The sequence below is a fragment of the Streptomyces iranensis genome, assembly GCF_017874715.1.
Lineage (GTDB): Bacteria > Actinomycetota > Actinomycetes > Streptomycetales > Streptomycetaceae > Streptomyces > Streptomyces iranensis.
The window spans coordinates 1-17036 of record NZ_JAGGLR010000005.1 but is presented as its reverse complement, the minus strand read 5'-3'; the positions used below and the strand labels follow the sequence as shown (position 1 = coordinate 17036).

Below are 17036 nucleotides of genomic sequence, written 5' to 3'. Positions count from 1 at the left end.
GCACTGCCAACCATCGTGCGTCGGCTGTCCCCGCAAACCGCTTTGCGCGCCCGGACAACGCCTGCGTCACCAGGCACCCGGCGCCACCCGCGCCGCATCGAGCACCACCTCCGCCGAACCGACGGCACCGCATCAACATCACCCGTCACGAGCCCAGCGTTCCCTCAGGCGTCCCCCCGTGGACGCTTCGCCGGAGGCACCGATGAACGAGATACTTGACGCGATCCTGGCGTCGGACACAGCACCCGAGGAGTTCGCGGCACTGCGCGTCCCCGAGTCGTACCGCGCGGTGACCGTGCGCAAGGACGAGGCCGAGATGTTCGCGGGCCTCACCACCCGGGAGAAGGACCCCCGCAAGTCATTGCACGTGGACGAGGTGCCGGTGCCCGAGCTGGGCCCCGGAGAGGCGCTCGTCGCCGTGATGGCCAGCTCGGTCAACTACAACTCCGTGTGGACCTCGATCTTCGAGCCGCTGCCGACCTTCGGCTTCCTGGAGCGGTACGGCAAGCTCTCCCCCCTGGCCAAGCGGCACGACCTGCCGTACCACATCATCGGCTCCGACCTCGCGGGCGTCGTGCTGCGCACCGGCCCCGGCGTGAACTCCTGGAAGCCGGGCGCCGAGGTCGTGGCGCACTGTCTGTCGGTCGAGCTGGAGAGCGCCGACGGCCACAACGACACCATGCTCGACCCCGAGCAGCGCATCTGGGGCTTCGAGACCAACTTCGGCGGACTCGCCGAGATCGCGCTGGTCAAGTCCAACCAGCTGATGCCCAAGCCAACCCATCTGAGCTGGGAGGAGGCGGCCGCCCCGGGTCTGGTCAACTCCACCGCCTACCGGCAGCTGGTCTCCCGCAACGGCGCCGGGATGAAGCAGGGCGACAACGTCCTGATCTGGGGCGCGAGCGGCGGGCTCGGCTCCTACGCCACCCAGTTCGCGCTGGCCGGCGGGGCCAACCCGGTCTGTGTGGTCTCCTCGCCGCAGAAGGCCGAGATCTGCCGGCGGATGGGCGCCGAGGCGATCATCGACCGCACCGCCGAGGACTACAAGTTCTGGAAGGACGACGGCACCCAGGACCCGCGCGAGTGGAAGCGGTTCGGCAAGAAGATCCGCGAGCTGACCGGTGGCGAGGACGTGGACATCGTCTTCGAGCACCCGGGCCGGGAGACCTTCGGCGCGTCCGTCTATGTCACCCGTAAGGGCGGCACGATCGTCACCTGCGCCTCGACCTCCGGCTACACCCACGAATACGACAACCGCTACCTGTGGATGTCGCTGAAGCGGATCCTCGGCTCGCACTTCGCCAACTACCGCGAGGCGTGGGAGGCCAACCGTCTGATCGCCAAGGGCAAGATCCACCCGACGCTGTCCAAGACGTACCGGCTGGAGGACACCGGCCAGGCCACGTACGACGTCCACCACAACCTCCACCAGGGCAAGGTCGGCGTGCTGTGCCTGGCCCCCGAGGAGGGCATGGGCGTGCGCGACCAGGCGATGCGCGAGCAGCACATCGACGCCATTAATTTGTTCCGTGACGACTTGTCGGAGCGGACCGACAAGCGCAGCCGGGACGTGCGATGAGTGGCACACCGCGGCCCAAGGACCGCCCCTGGCTGATGCGCACCTACGCCGGGCACTCCACCGCCGAGGCGTCCAACGAGCTGTACCGGCGCAACCTGGCCAAGGGCCAGACCGGGCTCTCGGTCGCCTTCGACCTGCCCACCCAGACCGGCTACGACCCGGACCACATCCTCGCCCGTGGCGAGGTGGGCCGGGTCGGGGTCCCGGTCTCGCACCTGGGTGACATGCGGCGGCTGTTCCAGGAGATCCCCCTGGAGCGGATGAACACCTCCATGACGATCAACGCGACGGCGATGTGGCTGCTGGCGCTGTACCAGGTCGTCGCGGAGGAGCACGGCGCCGATATCGCCAAGCTCCAGGGGACGACGCAGAACGACATCGTCAAGGAGTACCTGTCGCGGGGGACGCATGTCTTCCCGCCGGGCCCGAGCCTGCGGCTGACCACCGACATGATCGCGTACACGGTCAACCACATCCCCAAGTGGAACCCGATCAACATCTGCAGCTACCACCTGCAGGAGGCCGGGGCCACTCCGGTGCAGGAGATCGCCTTCGCGATGTCCACGGCGGTCGCCGTACTGGACGCGGTGTTCGCCTCCGGCCAGGTTCCCGAGGACCGTAAGGGCGACGTGGTGGCCCGGATCTCCTTCTTCGTGAACGCGGGCGTCCGCTTCATCGAGGAGATGTGCAAGATGCGCGCCTTCGGCCGCATCTGGGACCGGATCACCCGCGAGCGGTACGGCATCGAGAACCCCAAGCACCGCCGGTTCCGCTACGGCGTCCAGGTGAACTCGCTCGGCCTGACCGAGGCCCAGCCGGAGAACAACATCCAGCGCATCGTCCTGGAGATGCTGGCCGTCACCCTCTCCAAGGACGCCCGCGCCCGCGCCGTCCAGCTCCCGGCCTGGAACGAGGCGCTGGGCCTGCCCCGCCCCTGGGACCAGCAGTGGTCGCTGCGCATCCAGCAGGTCCTCGCCCATGAGAGCGATCTGCTGGAGTACGACGACGTCTTCGAGGGCTCCCATGTGATCGAGTCCAAGGTCGCCGCGCTGGTGGAGGAGGCCGAGGCCGAGATCGAGCGGATCCAGGAGATGGGCGGCGCGATGGCCGCCGTCGAGTCCGGCTACCTCAAGGCGCGGCTGGTGGCCTCCCACTCCGAGCGCCGGGCGCGGATCGAGGCGGGCAAGGAGAAGATCGTCGGCGTCAACTGCTACGAGTCCACCGAGCCCAATCCGCTCACGGCCGACCTCGACACCGCGATCATGACGGTGGACCCGGAGAACGAGGCGCGGGTGGTCTCGGCCCTGCACACCTGGCGCGAGCAGCGCGACGAGGGACCCGCCCAGGAGGCCCTCGGTGCCCTCCGTAAGGCCGCCGTGGGGACCGACAACCTGATGGAGGCCACCCTGCGCTGTGCCCGCGCGGGGGTGACCACCGGGGAGTGGGCCTGGGCGCTGCGCGATGTCTTCGGCGAGTACCGCGCCCCCACCGGGGTCGGTGGAGCGCCCCTGTCCGTCGCCCCGGAGGCGGGCTCCCTGCTGGTCTCGGTCCGCGAGAAGGTCGGGAAGACCGCGGCCGAGCTCGGCGGCGGAAGGCTGCGGCTGCTGGTCGGCAAGCCGGGTCTGGACGGGCACAGCAACGGCGCGGAGCAGATCGCCGTACGGGCCAGGGACGCCGGTTTCGAGGTGGTCTACCAGGGGATCCGGCTCACCCCGGAGCAGATCGTCTCGGCGGCCGTGGCCGAGGATGTGCACTGCGTCGGGCTGTCCATCCTGTCCGGGTCGCACGCCGAGCTGGTGCCGGACGTCCTGGAGCGGATGCGCACCGCGGGTGCCCAGGACATTCCCGTCATCGTCGGCGGGATCATCCCGTCCTCGGACGCGGCGGCCCTGCGCGCGGCGGGTGTCGCCGCCGTTTTCACCCCCAAGGACTTCGGTATCACGGAGATCATCGGCCGTATCGTCGATGAGATCCGCGCCGCGAACACGCTTCCCCCTCTGGAGGTTCTCGTATGACCGCCCCCGACCGCGCCGATGCCGCCAGCCGCCTTCGGCCGCGCCGTTCGTGCCTCGCCGTCCCCGGCTCCAATCCGCGCTTCCTGGAGAAGGCCCAGGGGCTCCCGGCCGACCAGGTCTTCCTGGACCTGGAGGACGCCTGCGCCCCGCTGGCCAAGGAGGACGCCCGGCACACCATCGTCAAGGCGCTGAACGAGGGCGACTGGACCGGCAAGACCCGAGTGGTGCGGGTCAACGACTGGACCACCCACTGGACGTACCGGGACGTCATCACGGTGGTCGAGGGCGCGGGCCCGAACCTGGACTGCATCATGCTGCCCAAGGTGCAGGATGCCCAGCAGGTCATCGCGCTGGACCTGCTGCTCACCCAGATCGAGAAGACGATGGGCTTCGAGATCGGGCGGATCGGCATCGAGGCGCAGATCGAGAACGCCAAGGGCCTGGTCAACGTGGACGAGATCGCCGGAGCCTCGCCGCGTCTGGAGACCATCGTCTTCGGCCCGGCCGACTTCATGGCGTCCATCAACATGAAGTCGCTGGTCGTGGGCGAGCAGCCGCCCGGCTATCCGGCGGACGCCTATCACTACATCCTGATGCGGATCCTGATGGCGGCCCGCATGCATGACCTCCAGGCGATCGACGGCCCGTACCTGCAGATCCGGAACGTGGACGGCTTCCGCGAGGTGGCCGGGCGCGCGGCCGCCCTCGGCTACGACGGCAAGTGGGTGCTGCACCCCGGCCAGGTGGAAGCGGCCAATGAGGTCTTCTCGCCGTCGCAGGAGGACTACGACCACGCCGAGCTGATCCTGGACGCCTATGACTACTGCACTTCGGCGGAGGGCGGTATGAAGGGCTCGGCGATGCTCGGGGACGAGATGATCGACGAGGCCAGCCGCAAGATGGCCCTGGTCGTCGCGGGCAAGGGCCGCGCCGCCGGGATGAGCCGTACGTCCACCTTCCAGCCCCCGGAGGCGTGAGCCATGCAGTTCGGCCGTACCTATGAGGAGTTCACGGTGGGCGACGTCTACCGGCACTGGCCGGGGAAGACGGTCACCGAGTACGACGACCACCTCTTCTGTCTGCTCACCATGAACCATCACCCGCTGCACATGGACAGCAACTACGCCGAGAAGACGACCGATTTCGGCAAGAACGTGGTGGTCGGTAACTACATCTACTCACTGCTGCTGGGCATGTCCGTCCCCGATGTCTCCGGAAAGGCCATCGCCAATCTGGAGGTCGAGTCACTGCGGCATGTGGCGCCCACCTTCCACGGCGACACCATCTACGGCGAGACCACGGTCCTGGACAAGACGCCGTCGAAGTCCAAAACCGACCGGGGCATCGTGTATGTGGAGACCAAGGGCTACAAGCAGGACTCCACTCTGGTCTGTGTCTTCCGGCGCAAGGTGATGGTGCCGACCGCCACGTACATCAAGGAGCGGGGCGGCGAGCAGCCGGGCCGCCCGGAGCTGGGAGAGCAGTGATATGAGCCGCCTCGCGCAGACGGAGGGCCTGACCGACATCCAGCGGGAGATCCTCTCCACGGTCAGGGATTTTGTCGACAAGGAGATCCTGCCGGTCGCGACCGAGCTGGAACATCGCGATGAATATCCGACGGCGATCGTCGAGGGACTGAAGGAGCTCGGCGTCTTCGGGCTGATGATCCCGGAGGAATACGGCGGCCTGGGTGAGTCACTGCTCACCTACGCACTGTGCGTGGAGGAGATCGCCCGTGGCTGGATGAGCGTCTCGGGCATCATCAACACCCACTTCATCGTGGCGTACATGCTCAAGCAGCACGGCACCGAGGAGCAGAAGGAGTACTTCCTTCCCAAGATGGCGCTGGGCGAGATCCGGGGCGCCTTCTCGATGTCCGAGCCGGGGCTGGGCTCGGACGTGTCGGCCATCACCAGCAAGGCGGTACCGGACGGCGACGAGTACGTCCTGAACGGGCAGAAGATGTGGCTGACCAACGGCGGCAGCGCCACCCTGGTGGCGGTCCTGTGCCGGACCGGCGAGACCCGGGAGGGGGTCGCGCCGCACAAGGCGATGACCACCTTCCTGGTCGAGAAGGAGCCCGGCTTCGGGGAGGTCCGGCCCGGTCTGACCATCCCCGGCAAGATCGAGAAGATGGGCTACAAGGGGGTCGACACCACCGAGCTCATCATGGACGGACTGCGCATTCCGGCCGATCGGGTGCTCGGCGGGGCGCCGAACCGAGGTTTTTACCAAATGATGGACGGAGTCGAGGTCGGCCGGGTGAATGTCGCCGCCCGCGGCTGCGGTGTGGCGCGGCGCGCTTTCGAGCTGGGCGTTGCATACGCACAGCAGCGGCATACCTTCGGCAAACCGATCGCCCAGCACCAGGCCATCCAGTTCAAACTGGCCGAAATGGGAACAAAGGTCGAGGCGGCGCATGCGATGATGGTCAATGCGGCCCGGAAGAAGGATTCGGGCGCGCGCAACGACCTCGAGGCGGGAATGGCGAAGTACCTGGCGTCCGAGTACTGCAAAGAGGTCGTGGAGGACGCCTTCCGCATCCACGGCGGCTACGGCTTCTCCAAGGAATACGAGATCGAGCGGCTCTACCGAGAGGCACCGATGCTTCTCATCGGCGAAGGGACCGCTGAGATTCAGAAAATGATTATTGGACGGAGGCTTCTGGAGGAATACCGAACCCAAGACTGAACGTCCCTTTTGGGGTGGTATCCGAGAGAACAAGGTCACACCGCGCCGAGGGTCTTCGGTCACTGACAAGCCACCGACGGGCCCTGGCGCTTGCCCAGTTACCGCTCGCAACCGATACCATCCCGTAAAGCCGCCGTCCCCAGTCTTGCGTCGCGGCATCCTCCGCTACGAAGGTCATCCATGCCCCACAGCCAATCCTCTGCACAACGCGGCCGCGTCCGCCTCGCGCGCGGAGCGTCGCCGTGGCTCCTCCCGACCGTCGCCACCGCGGCGGTCAGTCTTGCTCGATCCCGCCGCTCCGGACGCTGGACGGCGGTCGCCGTGCCCGCCACCGCGCTCGCGGCGGGCATGCTGTGGTTCTTCCGCGACCCCGAGAGAGAGATCACGCAGGGCCGTGTGATCTCCCCGGCCGACGGTGTGGTGCAGAGCATCATGCCGTGGAAGGACGGGCGCACCCGCGTCGCCATCTTCATGAGCCCGCTCAACGTCCACGTCAACCGCGCTCCGCTGGCCGGCACGGTGACCTCCGTGGAGCACATCCCCGGCGGCTTCGTTCCCGCGTTCAACAAGGAGAGCGAGAACAACGAGCGGGTCGTCTGGCACTTCGACACCGAGCTGGGCGACATCGAGATGGTCCAGATCGCCGGCGCCGTCGCCCGGCGTATCGTGCCTTATGTGCCACAGGGCACGAAGGTCGAACAGGGTGAGCGGATCGGTCTCATCCGCTTCGGCTCGCGGGTCGACGTATACCTCCCCGAGGGTGTCGATGTCGCGGTCGAGGTCGGCCAGGCCACCACCGCGGGGGTGACTCGCCTTGACCGTGATTGATCCCGATGCGCAGGCCGCCTGGGTCCCCGAGGCCGAGGTGGACGCGACCTGCGTCGACGAGACCGACGACATGCCGCTGTCGACGCGACTGTCGATAGCCGACACGCTGACCCTGGGCAACGCCACATGTGGCTTCCTGGCGGTCTACTTCACCACCACCGGCGTCCTCATCCCGCACCTCACGGGCAGCGAGGACGGCGGGATGACCCGGCACAGCGCCGCCTCCGCGGTGATGCTGATGCTGCTCGCCTCCGTCTTCGACCTCTTCGACGGGCTCGTCGCGCGGAAGCTGCGCAGCTCGGCGATGGGCGCGGAGCTGGACAACCTCTCCGACCTGATCAGCTTCGGGCTGGCCCCCGCGTACTTCGTCCTCGTCTGGGGGATGGTGTCCGACGACGCGTATCAGCGGGTCTCGGTGGTGGGCGCGATCGTGGTGCTGCTGGCGGTGGTGCTGCGGCTTGCCAGATTCTCCTGTGTGACGCTGCGTGACGGCGTCTTCCAGGGCATGCCGAGCCCGTTCGGCGCCCTGACGGTCGTCTCGGTGGTCCTGCTGGGGCTGCCGTTCGTGCCGACGCTGCTCGCGATCGTGGGCGTCGCGTGGCTGATGGTGAGCCGGGTGGAGTACCCCAAGCCGCGCGGCCGGCTCGCGGTGGCCATGCTCGGCTGGATCGTCACCAGCATGGCGCTGCTGGCCGCCTGGGCCTTCGAGGCCCCCGGCGGTGAGCTCCTCCTCCAGTCGGCCTGCGCCCTGCAGGTCGTCATGGGCGCGGTGATCCCCCTCTTCGCCACGGCCCGCCGGGTGAACGCGTTCCGCGACAACCGCCGCGAGGCGAGGGCAGCGCAGCTGCCGTAGCGGCCGTCGGCCGCACCTGCCGGATGGGGTGGGCCCGAGCGTTGTGCTCGGGCCCACCCCATCCGCCTTTCCGGAACCGCTCCAGGCCCCACGAGGCCCCGACCGGCCCGGGTGGACCTGCCGGGGGCTTATTCCCCGCCCCGCCCCTTCCCGAATCCGGGGGCAGGCCCCCGGCCCCCACCGGGGCTCCGCCCCAAACCCCGCATGGCTACGCCCCCTGACCTCGCCGCGTCGGCCCGAGCCCCTGCGGGGCGAGGGCCGGGGCCGGTGCCCCCAGGCCCCTGCAGGCCGGAGCCCGGAGCCCCCAGGCCCAGGGGGCACAGCCGCAGAGCCGACCCACGGAGCGAGGGCAGGGGCGCCGCCCCCTGGGTCCTGGAACCGAGCCCCCGCGCGTCCGAACGCAGGCCCGCGGGGATCGGAGCACAGCCCCACAGGGGCCCGGGACGCAGCCCCGGTGAGGGGCCGGGGGCCTGCCCCCGGATTCGGGGAGGGACGGGGCGCGGGGCAGGGAGCAGGCCCCCGGTGGGGCGCGCTGTCAGCCGAGAAAGTCCGCCGCCAGGCGTTCTGCGGTGCGTTCCAGGAGGGGGCCCGCTTCGGCGATGCAGCGGGCCGGGTCCGGTTCCAGGTCGGTGAGGGCGTAGGCGCGGCGGATGCCCGCGTTGCCCAGGGCCGCCGGGGCCAGGGACAGGCGGCCGCAGACCGCGACCACCTCGATGCCCCGCGCGCGAGCCGCCGCCGCGACGCCCGCCGGGGCCTTGCCGTGGAGGGTTTGCTCGTCCAGCGAGCCCTCCCCCGTGATCACCAGATCCGTGCCCTCCAGCGCGGCCGGGAAGCCGAGGACGTCGAGCATCACCTCGATGCCGGGGCGAAAGGCCGCGCCCAGGCCGACGAGGGCGCCGAAGCCGATGCCGCCCGCCGCGCCCGCGCCGGGCGCGAGGGCGTACTCGGTGGCCGAGGTGGCCGAGGTGGCCGACGCCCCGACCGCGTGTTCCAGGACGCGTACGTAGTGGGCGAGGGCGGCGTCCAGGGCCGCCACATCGTCCTCGCCCGCGCCCTTCTGCGGGCCGTACACCGCCGCCGCGCCCTTCGGCCCGGTCAGCGGATTGTCGACGTCGCTGGCCAGAACCGTCTCGGTCTCGGCGAGGCGCGGGTCGAGGCCGGACAGATCGGCCGTCGCGAGATCGCGCAGCGGGCCCCCGCCCGGTGCGACAGGGGTGCCGTCCTCCCGCAGGAAGCGCGCCCCCAGCGCGCTGAGCATCCCCGCACCGCCATCGGTCGTGGCGCTGCCGCCCACGCCGAACACGATCGTGCGGGCGCCCGCGTCCAGTGCCGCGCGCAGCAGCTCCCCGCTGCCGTACGTGGTCGCGGTGAGCGGCGCGAAGACCCCCTTCGGCAGATGGCGCAGCCCGGACGCCTCGGCCATCTCCACCACGGCCGTGGTCCCGTGCAGCGCGTACGCCGCCGTCACCGGCGCGCCCAGCGGCCCGGTGACCCGCGCCTCGCGCCGTTCGAAACCGGCCGCGACCGCCGCGTCCACCGTGCCGTCCCCGCCGTCGGCGACGGGCAGCGCCGCGATCCGCAGGCCCTCGCCGCCCCGGGGCGCGCCGCGGCGCAGGCCCGCCGTGACGCGCTCGGCGACCTCCACCGCCGTGAGCGAGCCCTTGAACTTGTCCGCGGCGATCAGGACGCGCTTAGGGGGCGTCGCTTGGCCCTCCGCCCATGTCCTGGTCCCGGTCCTGGCCCTGGTCCTGGTATCGGTCCCGGTAGCGGTCCCGGCAGCGGTCCCGGTCCCTGCCGCGGATTCCGTCTTCGAGTCCTCCGAAGCCTCCGTCGAAGCGTCCGTCACCTTCGTAACCCCTCGCATTCGCACAGGTGGTCGCGCCGCTGTGACCTTATCCGGCGCGGCCGCACCGGTACACCCACCTCAGATGGGTACACCTGACCCATGGCCCTCAGCGGGAGCGCACTCGCGGACCGGATCCTCGGCGGCTGGCTCGGCCGGATCGCCGGGAACATGCTCGGCAAACCCGTCGAGAACGGCGAGTATTGGACGCGCGACCGCATCGACCGGTATCTCCGCCGCGCCGACGCCCTCCCGCTGACCGACTACCTCCCCGCGCTGGAGCCGCCGCCCGACCCGGTGGAGTTCGAGCTGCGCCCCGAGTGGCAGAGTTGCGTACGCGGCCGGATCCACGGCAGTTGCCGCGACGACGACGTGGACTACTCCGTCCTCGGCCTGTACCTGCTGGAGACGCACGGCCCCTGCTTCAGCACCGAGCAGGTCGGCGAGGTGTGGCTGCTGCGGCTGCCGTATCTGCAGACCTTCACCGCCGAGCGGGCCGCCTACCGCAATCTCACGGCCGGAGTGAAGCCGCCGCTCAGCGCGACCCTCGACAACCCCTACCAGGAGTGGATCGGCGCCCTGATCCGCGCCGATGTCCACGGCTGGGTCAACCCCGGCGATCCGCGGCGCGCCGCCACGATGGCCCGCCGCGACGCCGTCCTCTCCCATACGGGCAACGGGGTGTACGGGGCGATGTGGGCGGCCGCGCTGATCGCGGCCGCGTTCGCGGCGAACGGTCCGCGCGCCGCCGTCGACAGCGCCCTGGACTGGATCCCGCCGCGCTGCCGACTGGCCCGTACGGTGCGCCGGGTCGCGTCCCTGTACGACGCGGGCGTGGCGTGGGCGGACGCGCTCGCCCAGCTGGAGCGGGAGACCGCCGGACTGCCCTGGATCCATGTGGTCCCCAACGCCGCCGTCCTCACGGCCGGGCTGCTCTACGGCGCGGGAGACTTCACGACGACGATCGCCCTGACGGTACGCGGCGGCCTGGACACCGACTCCAACGGCGCCACGGCCGGGTCGGTCGCGGGGGTGCTGTGCGGCGCGGCGGCCATCCCACCGCAGTGGACCGAGCCGCTGGAGGACCGGGTGCGCAGCGCCGTCTTCGGTTTCGACGGGGCTCGCATCAGCGACCTGGCGGCGCGTACGCACCGGCTGGCGGTTTCGGGTAGGAGCGTTTCAGCCTAGGGGGTTTCAGCCTGGGGGGTTTCAGCCTGGGGGGTTTCAGGCCGCCGACGGTCCGGATCGGCGATCCGGTCCAGCCACTCGCGCAGGAGGCCGCGTTCGGGCGCGGTCAGCGCGTCCGTCCGGGGCAGCGCGGCGCGCAGGGTGACGGCGGCCGCGACGGGTCCGGGCTCGGCGGCGGCGGGCGCGTCCGTGGTGATCGCCGCGATGGCCGCCTCGCGGGCGGTACGGGACAGCTCTGGATCGCGGCGGTCCTCGGGCGTGGCGATGAGCGTGAACGTCGTACCGCAGCCCGCCGCGTGGATCAGCGCCGCGGCGCGCTCCTCGGGGATGGCGAGCCGCCCCGCCTCGGCGATGCGCCGGACGAGCCGGGCGAGCATCTCGAAGGCGGTGACGGCGGCCGGTGAGGACACCCCGGGGCGGTGCCCGCCATACATCAGCGAGTACAGCGCCGGGCTGGCCAGGCCGAGGCCGATGTGCAGATCCCAGCCGGCGCGCAGATCCTCGACCGGGTCATCGGTGGGTTCCTGGGCGTTCTTGCTGCTCAGGTACTCCGTGAAGCCGTATGCGACGACCGCGTCCAGCAGGCCCTGTTTGTCGCCGAAGAGCCGGTAGATGGTCGGCGGCTGCACCCCGGCCGCGGAGCTCACCGCCCGGGTCGAGACCGCGTCGGGGCCGCCGTCGGACAGCAGCCGGGCGGCGGCCGCGACGATGCGGTCGCGATTTCCGTCGCGGTTCCCGTCGCGGTTCCCGTCACGGTCTCGGTTCGCCTCGTGGCTTGCGTCGTGGTTTGCGTCCGGCGCGATGACGTCCTCCCTCTCCATGCTTCCAACGATAACAGGATCCCGTTAGCGACCCTTCGTTTCCAGTGCTACGTTGACAGCGATAGCACTGGAAACACGCGGAAACACGCAGGGGAGATCACCGTGATCATCGTTACCGGAGCCAATGGCCAGCTCGGCCGGATGGTCGCCGAACGGCTGCTGGAAGCCGTCCCCGCCGAGGAGATCGGCGTCAGCGTGCGCGACGTGGAAGCGGCGCGGGACCTCGGCGCGCGGGGTGTGCGCGTCCGCCGGGGCGACTTCGCCGACCCGGACACCCTCCCCCACGCCTTCGAGGGCGCCTCGAAGGTCCTGATCGTCTCGACGGGCACCACGGGCGAGGCCGCCGTCCGAGGCCACCGCACGGCCATCGCGGCCGCGGCGGCGGCCGGGGCCAAGCGGATCCTCTACACGAGCCACATGGGCGCGAGCCCGTCCTCGCAGTTCGTCCCGATGCCGGACCACGCCGCCACCGAGGAGGCGCTGCGGCACTCCGGCGTCCCCTTCACCTCGCTGCGCAACGGCTTCTACATCTCATCGGCCGTGGAACTGGTCAGGGGCGCGCTGGAGACGGGCGTCCTGGCCGCGCCCGAGGACGGGCCGGTCGCCTGGACCGCCCACGCCGACCTCGCCGACGCGGCCGTCCTCGCCCTCACCGGCGAGGTTCTGGACGGCCTGAGCCCCGCGCTCACCGGTCCCGAGGTGATCGACATGGCCGGTATCGCGGAGATCCTCACGCGGCTGACGGGCCGCCCGATCCGCCGGGTGGTCGTCTCCGACGACGACTACCGCGCGCAGTTGGTCACCCATGGCGTGCCCGAGCCGTCGGCCGACCTGCTCGTCGGCCTCTTCGCCGCCGCCCGCGACGGCGACTTCGCACCGGTGGACCCCACGCTCGCCGAGCTGCTCGGCCGCCCTACGGTGCGCATGGAGGACTACCTCAAGTCGGCTCTCACACCGCCTCGGTGACGTACCGTACGAATCGGGCCCAGTCGGCCCGGCCCACGGCGAGGCCGGGTCGCGTGGTGTCCTTCGAGTCGCGTATGAGGACTCGGCCCAGCGCGCGGAACGGATCCACCGCGCCACATTCCCCACCGAGAGGGTGAACCCACGCGGGCGTCAGCGCTCGGCGGTGTCCCATTCGCTGCCCAGCCAGCCGCTGTGGCTTTCGAGGAGGGCGACGAGGGAGGCGGTCACCCGGTCGTCCCACCAGTCCGCCACGACCTCGAGCTCGAAGGCGCCGCCGGGGCCGCTGTGGAAGTCGAGGACGATCCGGCGGTCGGCGCGCCACTTCGTACGGCGCGGGGTGCGGGCGACGTCGCCGCCACCGATGATGCTGCCGATCGCGATGGCCACCTGGACGGGCGAGATCAGCCACCACATGAACCACCAGAAGGCCCGCCCCTTCAGTCCGACGGCGGGCGGCGCGCCGGTCTGCCGGACGGTCCAGCGGGTGCGGATCCTGCCGCCCCTCATGGCCGGTTCGCGGGTGATGAGGGCGAGGGATTCACCGGCGGCGCCCAGCACCTCGTACGTGGCCGGACCACCCTTGGCCGCCGACGCGGTGACCACCTGCGCGAACACCCGCCCGCGGTAGGGGTCGGCCCAGAGGGTGAACACGCGGGTGCCGTCCTTACGGGCGGCGCGGTATGCCTTCACATCGCCGCCGGGCGGGTCGCGGCGCTCGGGGAAGGCGAGGGGCCCAAAGGCTCGGCCGGGCTGGGGGGCGGTGTCGGAGATCCGTATCTGCCGGGTGAGGCCTCCGTCCGGCGGCGGTTGCTCCTTTCCGCTCGGGGACTGCCCGTTCAGGGTTTGCCCGCTCAGCCAGAGAAACCGTCCCATCCCCGTACTCTCCCCGTATGCCGTGGCTGACCTGTGCCGGGCCGGACTCTACCCGTCCGGTTAAAGGCGCTCGCCACCGGCGGCAACGCGTGCGTACGCTCGCCGCATGAGCAGTGAGACGACGCACCGGCCGCTGGTGGCGATCCTGAGCGGGGCGGGCATCTCCACCGACTCCGGGATCCCCGACTACCGCGGTCCGCAGGGGCTGTGGCGGCGCGATCCCGAGGCCGAGAAGCTCGTGACGTACGAGTACTACATGACCGACCCCGAGATCCGGCGCCGCTCCTGGGAGATGCGGCGCGACAGCGAGGCGTTGCACGCCCGGCCCAACGGGGCACACGAGGCCGTCGCCCGGCTGGAGCGCTCGGGGGTGCCGGTGCGGGTGATCACCCAGAACGTGGACGGGCTGCACCAGATCGCCGGGATGCCCGCGCGCAAGGTGCTGGAACTGCACGGCACCGCGCGGGCCGTCCAGTGCACCCACTGCGAGGCGCGGTCCGGGATGGACGAGGCGCTGGAGCGGGTCGCGGCGGGTGAGGCGGATCCGGCGTGCCGGGAGTGCGGCGGGATCCTGAAGTCGGCCACGGTGATGTTCGGGGAGAGCCTCGATCCGGAGGTGCTGACGGAAGCGGTCGCGGTGGCGCGGGCGTGCGAGATCTTCATCGCGGTCGGTAGCAGCCTCCAGGTTCAGCCCGCGGCCTCGCTTGCCGGGCTGGCCGCCGAGCATGGGGCCCGGCTGATCATCGTCAACGCGGAGCCGACGCCGTACGACGAGCTCGCGGACGAGGTCGTTCGCGAGCCCATCAGTGCGGCGCTGCCTGCTCTGCTGGATCGCGTCGCCGCGGGCTGATCACTGAGTTCAGCGTCGAGCGTCAAGCGTCAAGCGTCAGAATCAGAAGAGGCCGGGCAGTTCCTGCCGTGCCTCGAACTCCAGCAGCCGCCGCTTGCGGTCCAGGCCGCCGCCGTAGCCGGTGAGGCTGCCGGACGAGCCGACGACACGGTGGCAGGGGACGATGATGCCGACCGGGTTCTTGCCGTTGGCCAGGCCCACCGCGCGGGAGGCGGTCGGCTGCCCGATGCGGTCGGCCAGCCGGCCGTACGACCAGGTCTCGCCGTACGGGATGGCCCCCAGCTCGGCCCAGACCCGGCGCTGGAAGGGCGTGCCGTCCAGGTACAGCGGCAGGTCGAACTCGGTCAGCTCGCCCGTGAAGTACGCCGTGAGCTGGGCGATGGTCTCGGCGAAGGGGGTGTCGGCTGGGTCGCCGGGGCCGCCGAAGGTCTCCTCGGGTGGGCGGTGGCGCTGCTCGACCATGTAGAGGCCGGACAGGTCGGTGCCGGTGGCCACGAGGGTCAGGGGGCCGTAGGGGCTGTCGATGGTGGTGTGGGTGCGGCTCATGTGTTCCTCGGCGGGGTCTGGGTGATGCGGTGCGGGTCGGTCGGCTCGGCTATGTGCGGGCCATCGTTTCGTTGCCGAGTGCGGCCCGGTGGCCCGTCATGCTGCGGGTAGGCGGTTGATGGCGTGGGCGGCGTCTGTGGCCCATAGGTATTGGACGGCGTAGGCGCGCCAGGGGCGCCAGTGGGTCGAGTGGCGGGTGAGGGCGCCGGGCGTGGCGGGCAGGCCCAGTTCGGCGGCGGCGCGGCGCACTCCGAGGTCGGTGGGGAGGAAGGCGTCCGGGTCGCCGAGGGCGCGCATCGCGATCACCTCGACGGTCCAGGGGCCGAGCCCCGGCAGCGCGCCGAGGCTCGCGCGGGCCTCGTCCCAGTCGCTGCCGACGCCGAGCGCGACCCGGCCCTCGGCGAGCGCGCCGATCAGCCCGGTGAGGGTGGTGCGGCGGGTGCGGGGCATGGCCAGCTTCTCGGGGTCCAGCCCGGCGAGGGCCTGGACGGTCGGGAAGAGGTGGGTCAGACCGCCCGCCGGGTCCTCCACGGGCTCGCCGTGCGCCGTCACCAGGCGCCCGGCGTGGGTGCGGGCCGCCGCCGTGGACACCTGCTGTCCCAGCACCGCGCGCACCGCGAACTCGTCCGCGTCCACCGCGCGCGGCACCCGCCGCCCCGGGGCCTTGTCGACCAGTGGGGCCAGCTGGAGGTCCGTACGGAGCAGGTCGTCCACGGCGGCCGGGTCCGCGTCGAGGTCCAGCAGCCGTCGGCAACGGCTGATCGCCCCGGCCAGGTCGCGCAGGTCGGCGAGGGAGAGCTGGCAGGCGATGTGGTCCGGCCGGGGGCTGAGGGTGACCACCCCGGGCCCGTACGGCAGCCGCAGGGTGCGCCGGTACGCGCCGTCGCGCCACTCCTCGACGCCGGGGACGGCGGTGGCGGCGAGGTGGCCGAAGAGGTTGTCGGGGCACAGCGGCGCCCGGAACGGCAGCCGCAGCGTGAGGGCGCCCGGCACGCTGGTCCGCGGCCCTCGGCCGACCCGCTGCCGCAGCTCGGTCGGGGAGAGCGCGAAGATCTCCCGTACGGTCTCGTTGAACGCGCGGACGCTGGCGAACCCGGCCGCGAAGGCGATGTCCGCCATCGGCAGGGCGCTGGTCTCGATCAGCAGCCGCGCGGTCTGCGCCCGCTGGGCCCTGGCGAGCGCGAGCGGGCCCGCGCCGAGCTCGGCGAGCAGCTGCCGCTCGATCTGCCGGGTGCTGTATCCCAGCCGGGCCGCGAGGCCCGGCACCCCGTCCCGGTCCACCACACCGTCGGCGATCAGCCGCATGGCGCGGGCCACCAGATCCGCCCGCTCGTTCCACTGCGGCGAGCCGGGGCTGGCGTCCGGACGACACCGCTTACAGGCCCGGAACCCGGCCTGCTGGGCGGCCGCGGCGCTGGGGTAGAACCGCATGTTCTCGGGCTTGGGCCCGACGACCGGGCAGCTCGGCCGGCAGTAGATCCCGGTGGTCACGACGGCGATGAAGAACCACCCGTCGAAGCGGGCGTCCTTCGCCTGTGCGGCGCGGAGGCACCGGTCGGTGTCGGTGTGCATGGGTCCAGCATCCGCCAGCGGGGCGGGGGCAGGCTCGCGGGAATCCGACATCGACGTTGCGACGCAAGGTGCGGGGGCCCTGGGCAAGGGCGGGGGCCCGGGGCAAGGGGCTCGGCCCCTGAGGCGAGGGCGGGGGCCCGGGGCGAGGGCGGGGGCCCGGGGCAAGGGCGGGGGCCCGGGGCAAGGGCTCGGCCCCCGGGCAAGGGCTCGGCCCCCAGGCAAGGGCTCGGCCCCTGGGCAAAGGCTCGGCCCCTGGGCGAGGGCGGGGGCCCGGGGCAAGGGCGGGGGCCCGGGGCAAGGGCGGGGGCCCGGGGCGAGGGCACGGCCCCCGGGCAAGGGCGGGGGTCCGGGGCAAGGGCACGGCCCCCGGGCAAGGGCGGGGGTCCGGGGCAAGGGCACGGCCCCCGGGCA

16 protein-coding genes are annotated in these 17036 nt (G+C 71.5%); 10 read left to right on the top strand and 6 right to left on the bottom strand.

The genetic code is table 11. The annotated features are described in order from the left end of the window. The first annotated feature begins 202 nt into the window (after positions 1-202). The 7 genes from ccrA to pssA all read left to right on the top strand — a co-directional run bounded on the left by ccrA (position 203) and on the right by pssA (position 7966). Positions 203-1579: a crotonyl-CoA carboxylase/reductase gene (gene ccrA / locus J2Z30_RS10260; protein ID WP_044569046.1), complete on the top strand. Its 1377-nt coding sequence runs from the start codon at positions 203-205 to the stop codon at positions 1577-1579. Then, the gene (locus J2Z30_RS10255) at positions 1576-3594 is read left to right on the top strand and encodes an ethylmalonyl-CoA mutase (protein WP_044569047.1); all 2019 of its coding nucleotides are present in this window, start codon (positions 1576-1578) and stop codon (positions 3592-3594) included. Before ccrA ends, J2Z30_RS10255 begins: the two co-directional genes overlap by 4 nt. Then, positions 3591-4571 (top strand): HpcH/HpaI aldolase/citrate lyase family protein, encoded by a 981-nt coding sequence (locus J2Z30_RS10250; RefSeq protein WP_044569048.1) that lies wholly within the window; start codon positions 3591-3593, stop codon positions 4569-4571. The genes J2Z30_RS10255 and J2Z30_RS10250 overlap by 4 nt, the downstream gene beginning before the upstream one ends. Before the next feature lie 3 nt (positions 4572-4574). Further along, positions 4575-5081 (top strand): MaoC family dehydratase, encoded by a 507-nt coding sequence (locus tag J2Z30_RS10245; protein ID WP_044569049.1) that lies wholly within the window; start codon positions 4575-4577, stop codon positions 5079-5081. 1 nt (position 5082) lies between these two features. Continuing rightward, positions 5083-6285: an acyl-CoA dehydrogenase family protein gene (locus tag J2Z30_RS10240; RefSeq protein WP_044569050.1), complete on the top strand. Its 1203-nt coding sequence runs from the start codon at positions 5083-5085 to the stop codon at positions 6283-6285. Between the two features lie 180 nt (positions 6286-6465). Further along, positions 6466-7113, top strand: a complete 648-nt coding sequence (locus J2Z30_RS10235; RefSeq protein ID WP_044569051.1) for a phosphatidylserine decarboxylase — start codon at positions 6466-6468, stop codon at positions 7111-7113. Continuing rightward, positions 7100-7966, top strand: a complete 867-nt coding sequence (pssA, locus tag J2Z30_RS10230) for a CDP-diacylglycerol--serine O-phosphatidyltransferase (protein WP_209468635.1) — start codon at positions 7100-7102, stop codon at positions 7964-7966. The genes J2Z30_RS10235 and pssA overlap by 14 nt, the downstream gene beginning before the upstream one ends. A 535-nt stretch (positions 7967-8501) precedes the next feature. Here the strand turns inward: pssA and J2Z30_RS10225 are convergent. Further along, positions 8502-9812, bottom strand: a complete 1311-nt coding sequence (locus tag J2Z30_RS10225) for a glycerate kinase (protein ID WP_372453257.1) — start codon at positions 9810-9812, stop codon at positions 8502-8504. 99 nt (positions 9813-9911) lie between these two features. Here J2Z30_RS10225 and J2Z30_RS10220 point away from each other — a divergent pair, with 99 nt between their 5' ends. Continuing rightward, positions 9912-10997, top strand: a complete 1086-nt coding sequence (locus tag J2Z30_RS10220; protein WP_044569052.1) for an ADP-ribosylglycohydrolase family protein — start codon at positions 9912-9914, stop codon at positions 10995-10997. Here J2Z30_RS10220 and J2Z30_RS10215 read toward each other — a convergent pair. Beyond that, positions 10994-11818 (bottom strand): TetR/AcrR family transcriptional regulator, encoded by an 825-nt coding sequence (locus J2Z30_RS10215; protein ID WP_078956568.1) that lies wholly within the window; start codon positions 11816-11818, stop codon positions 10994-10996. The two genes, J2Z30_RS10220 and J2Z30_RS10215, sit on opposite strands and share 4 nt — an antisense overlap. A gap of 102 nt (positions 11819-11920) precedes the next feature. On the opposite strand from J2Z30_RS10215, the gene J2Z30_RS10210 reads away from it, so the two are divergent. Beyond that, a complete protein-coding gene (locus J2Z30_RS10210; RefSeq protein ID WP_044569053.1) occupies positions 11921-12784 on the top strand; it encodes an NAD(P)H-binding protein in 864 nt (287 codons plus the stop codon). Here J2Z30_RS10210 and J2Z30_RS10205 read toward each other — a convergent pair. Together J2Z30_RS10205 and J2Z30_RS10200 are read right to left on the bottom strand one after the other, a co-directional pair. Further along, a complete protein-coding gene (locus J2Z30_RS10205) occupies positions 12768-12893 on the bottom strand; it encodes a DUF397 domain-containing protein (RefSeq protein ID WP_308279902.1) in 126 nt (41 codons plus the stop codon). The genes J2Z30_RS10210 and J2Z30_RS10205 overlap by 17 nt on opposite strands. Before the next feature lie 41 nt (positions 12894-12934). After that, on the bottom strand, positions 12935-13657 hold the full coding sequence (locus J2Z30_RS10200) for a hypothetical protein (protein WP_078956570.1): 723 nt from the start codon (positions 13655-13657) through the stop codon (positions 12935-12937). A 106-nt stretch (positions 13658-13763) separates the two neighbouring features. On the opposite strand from J2Z30_RS10200, the gene J2Z30_RS10195 reads away from it, so the two are divergent. Continuing rightward, entirely contained in the window at positions 13764-14507 is a 744-nt protein-coding gene (locus J2Z30_RS10195) for an SIR2 family NAD-dependent protein deacylase (RefSeq protein WP_044569054.1), read from the top strand. Between the two features lie 42 nt (positions 14508-14549). Here the strand turns inward: J2Z30_RS10195 and J2Z30_RS10190 are convergent, their stop codons facing one another. Together J2Z30_RS10190 and J2Z30_RS10185 are read right to left on the bottom strand one after the other, a co-directional pair. Continuing rightward, positions 14550-15053, bottom strand: a complete 504-nt coding sequence (locus tag J2Z30_RS10190) for a methylated-DNA--[protein]-cysteine S-methyltransferase (protein ID WP_044569055.1) — start codon at positions 15051-15053, stop codon at positions 14550-14552. 96 nt (positions 15054-15149) lie between these two features. Next, on the bottom strand, positions 15150-16625 hold the full coding sequence (locus J2Z30_RS10185) for a DNA-3-methyladenine glycosylase 2 family protein (RefSeq protein ID WP_044569056.1): 1476 nt from the start codon (positions 16623-16625) through the stop codon (positions 15150-15152). Positions 16626-17036 lie beyond the last annotated feature (411 nt).

Excerpts from the sequence above, each read along its gene's own strand:
- J2Z30_RS10235 (WP_044569051.1), top strand. The coding sequence starts at position 6,466 with ATGCCCCACAGCCAATCCTCTGCACAACGCGGCCGCGTCCGCCTCGCG.
- J2Z30_RS10245 (WP_044569049.1), top strand. The coding sequence starts at position 4,575 with ATGCAGTTCGGCCGTACCTATGAGGAGTTCACGGTGGGCGACGTCTAC.
- J2Z30_RS10240 (WP_044569050.1), top strand. The coding sequence starts at position 5,083 with ATGAGCCGCCTCGCGCAGACGGAGGGCCTGACCGACATCCAGCGGGAG.
- J2Z30_RS10215 (WP_078956568.1), bottom strand. The coding sequence starts at position 11,818 with ATGGAGAGGGAGGACGTCATCGCGCCGGACGCAAACCACGACGCAAGC.
- J2Z30_RS10185 (WP_044569056.1), bottom strand. The coding sequence starts at position 16,625 with ATGCACACCGACACCGACCGGTGCCTCCGCGCCGCACAGGCGAAGGAC.
- J2Z30_RS10250 (WP_044569048.1), top strand. The coding sequence starts at position 3,591 with ATGACCGCCCCCGACCGCGCCGATGCCGCCAGCCGCCTTCGGCCGCGC.
- J2Z30_RS10220 (WP_044569052.1), top strand. The coding sequence starts at position 9,912 with ATGGCCCTCAGCGGGAGCGCACTCGCGGACCGGATCCTCGGCGGCTGG.
- J2Z30_RS10195 (WP_044569054.1), top strand. The coding sequence starts at position 13,764 with ATGAGCAGTGAGACGACGCACCGGCCGCTGGTGGCGATCCTGAGCGGG.
- J2Z30_RS10190 (WP_044569055.1), bottom strand. The coding sequence starts at position 15,053 with ATGAGCCGCACCCACACCACCATCGACAGCCCCTACGGCCCCCTGACC.
- J2Z30_RS10200 (WP_078956570.1), bottom strand. The coding sequence starts at position 13,657 with ATGGGACGGTTTCTCTGGCTGAGCGGGCAAACCCTGAACGGGCAGTCC.
- J2Z30_RS10255 (WP_044569047.1), top strand. The coding sequence starts at position 1,576 with ATGAGTGGCACACCGCGGCCCAAGGACCGCCCCTGGCTGATGCGCACC.
- ccrA (WP_044569046.1), top strand. The coding sequence starts at position 203 with ATGAACGAGATACTTGACGCGATCCTGGCGTCGGACACAGCACCCGAG.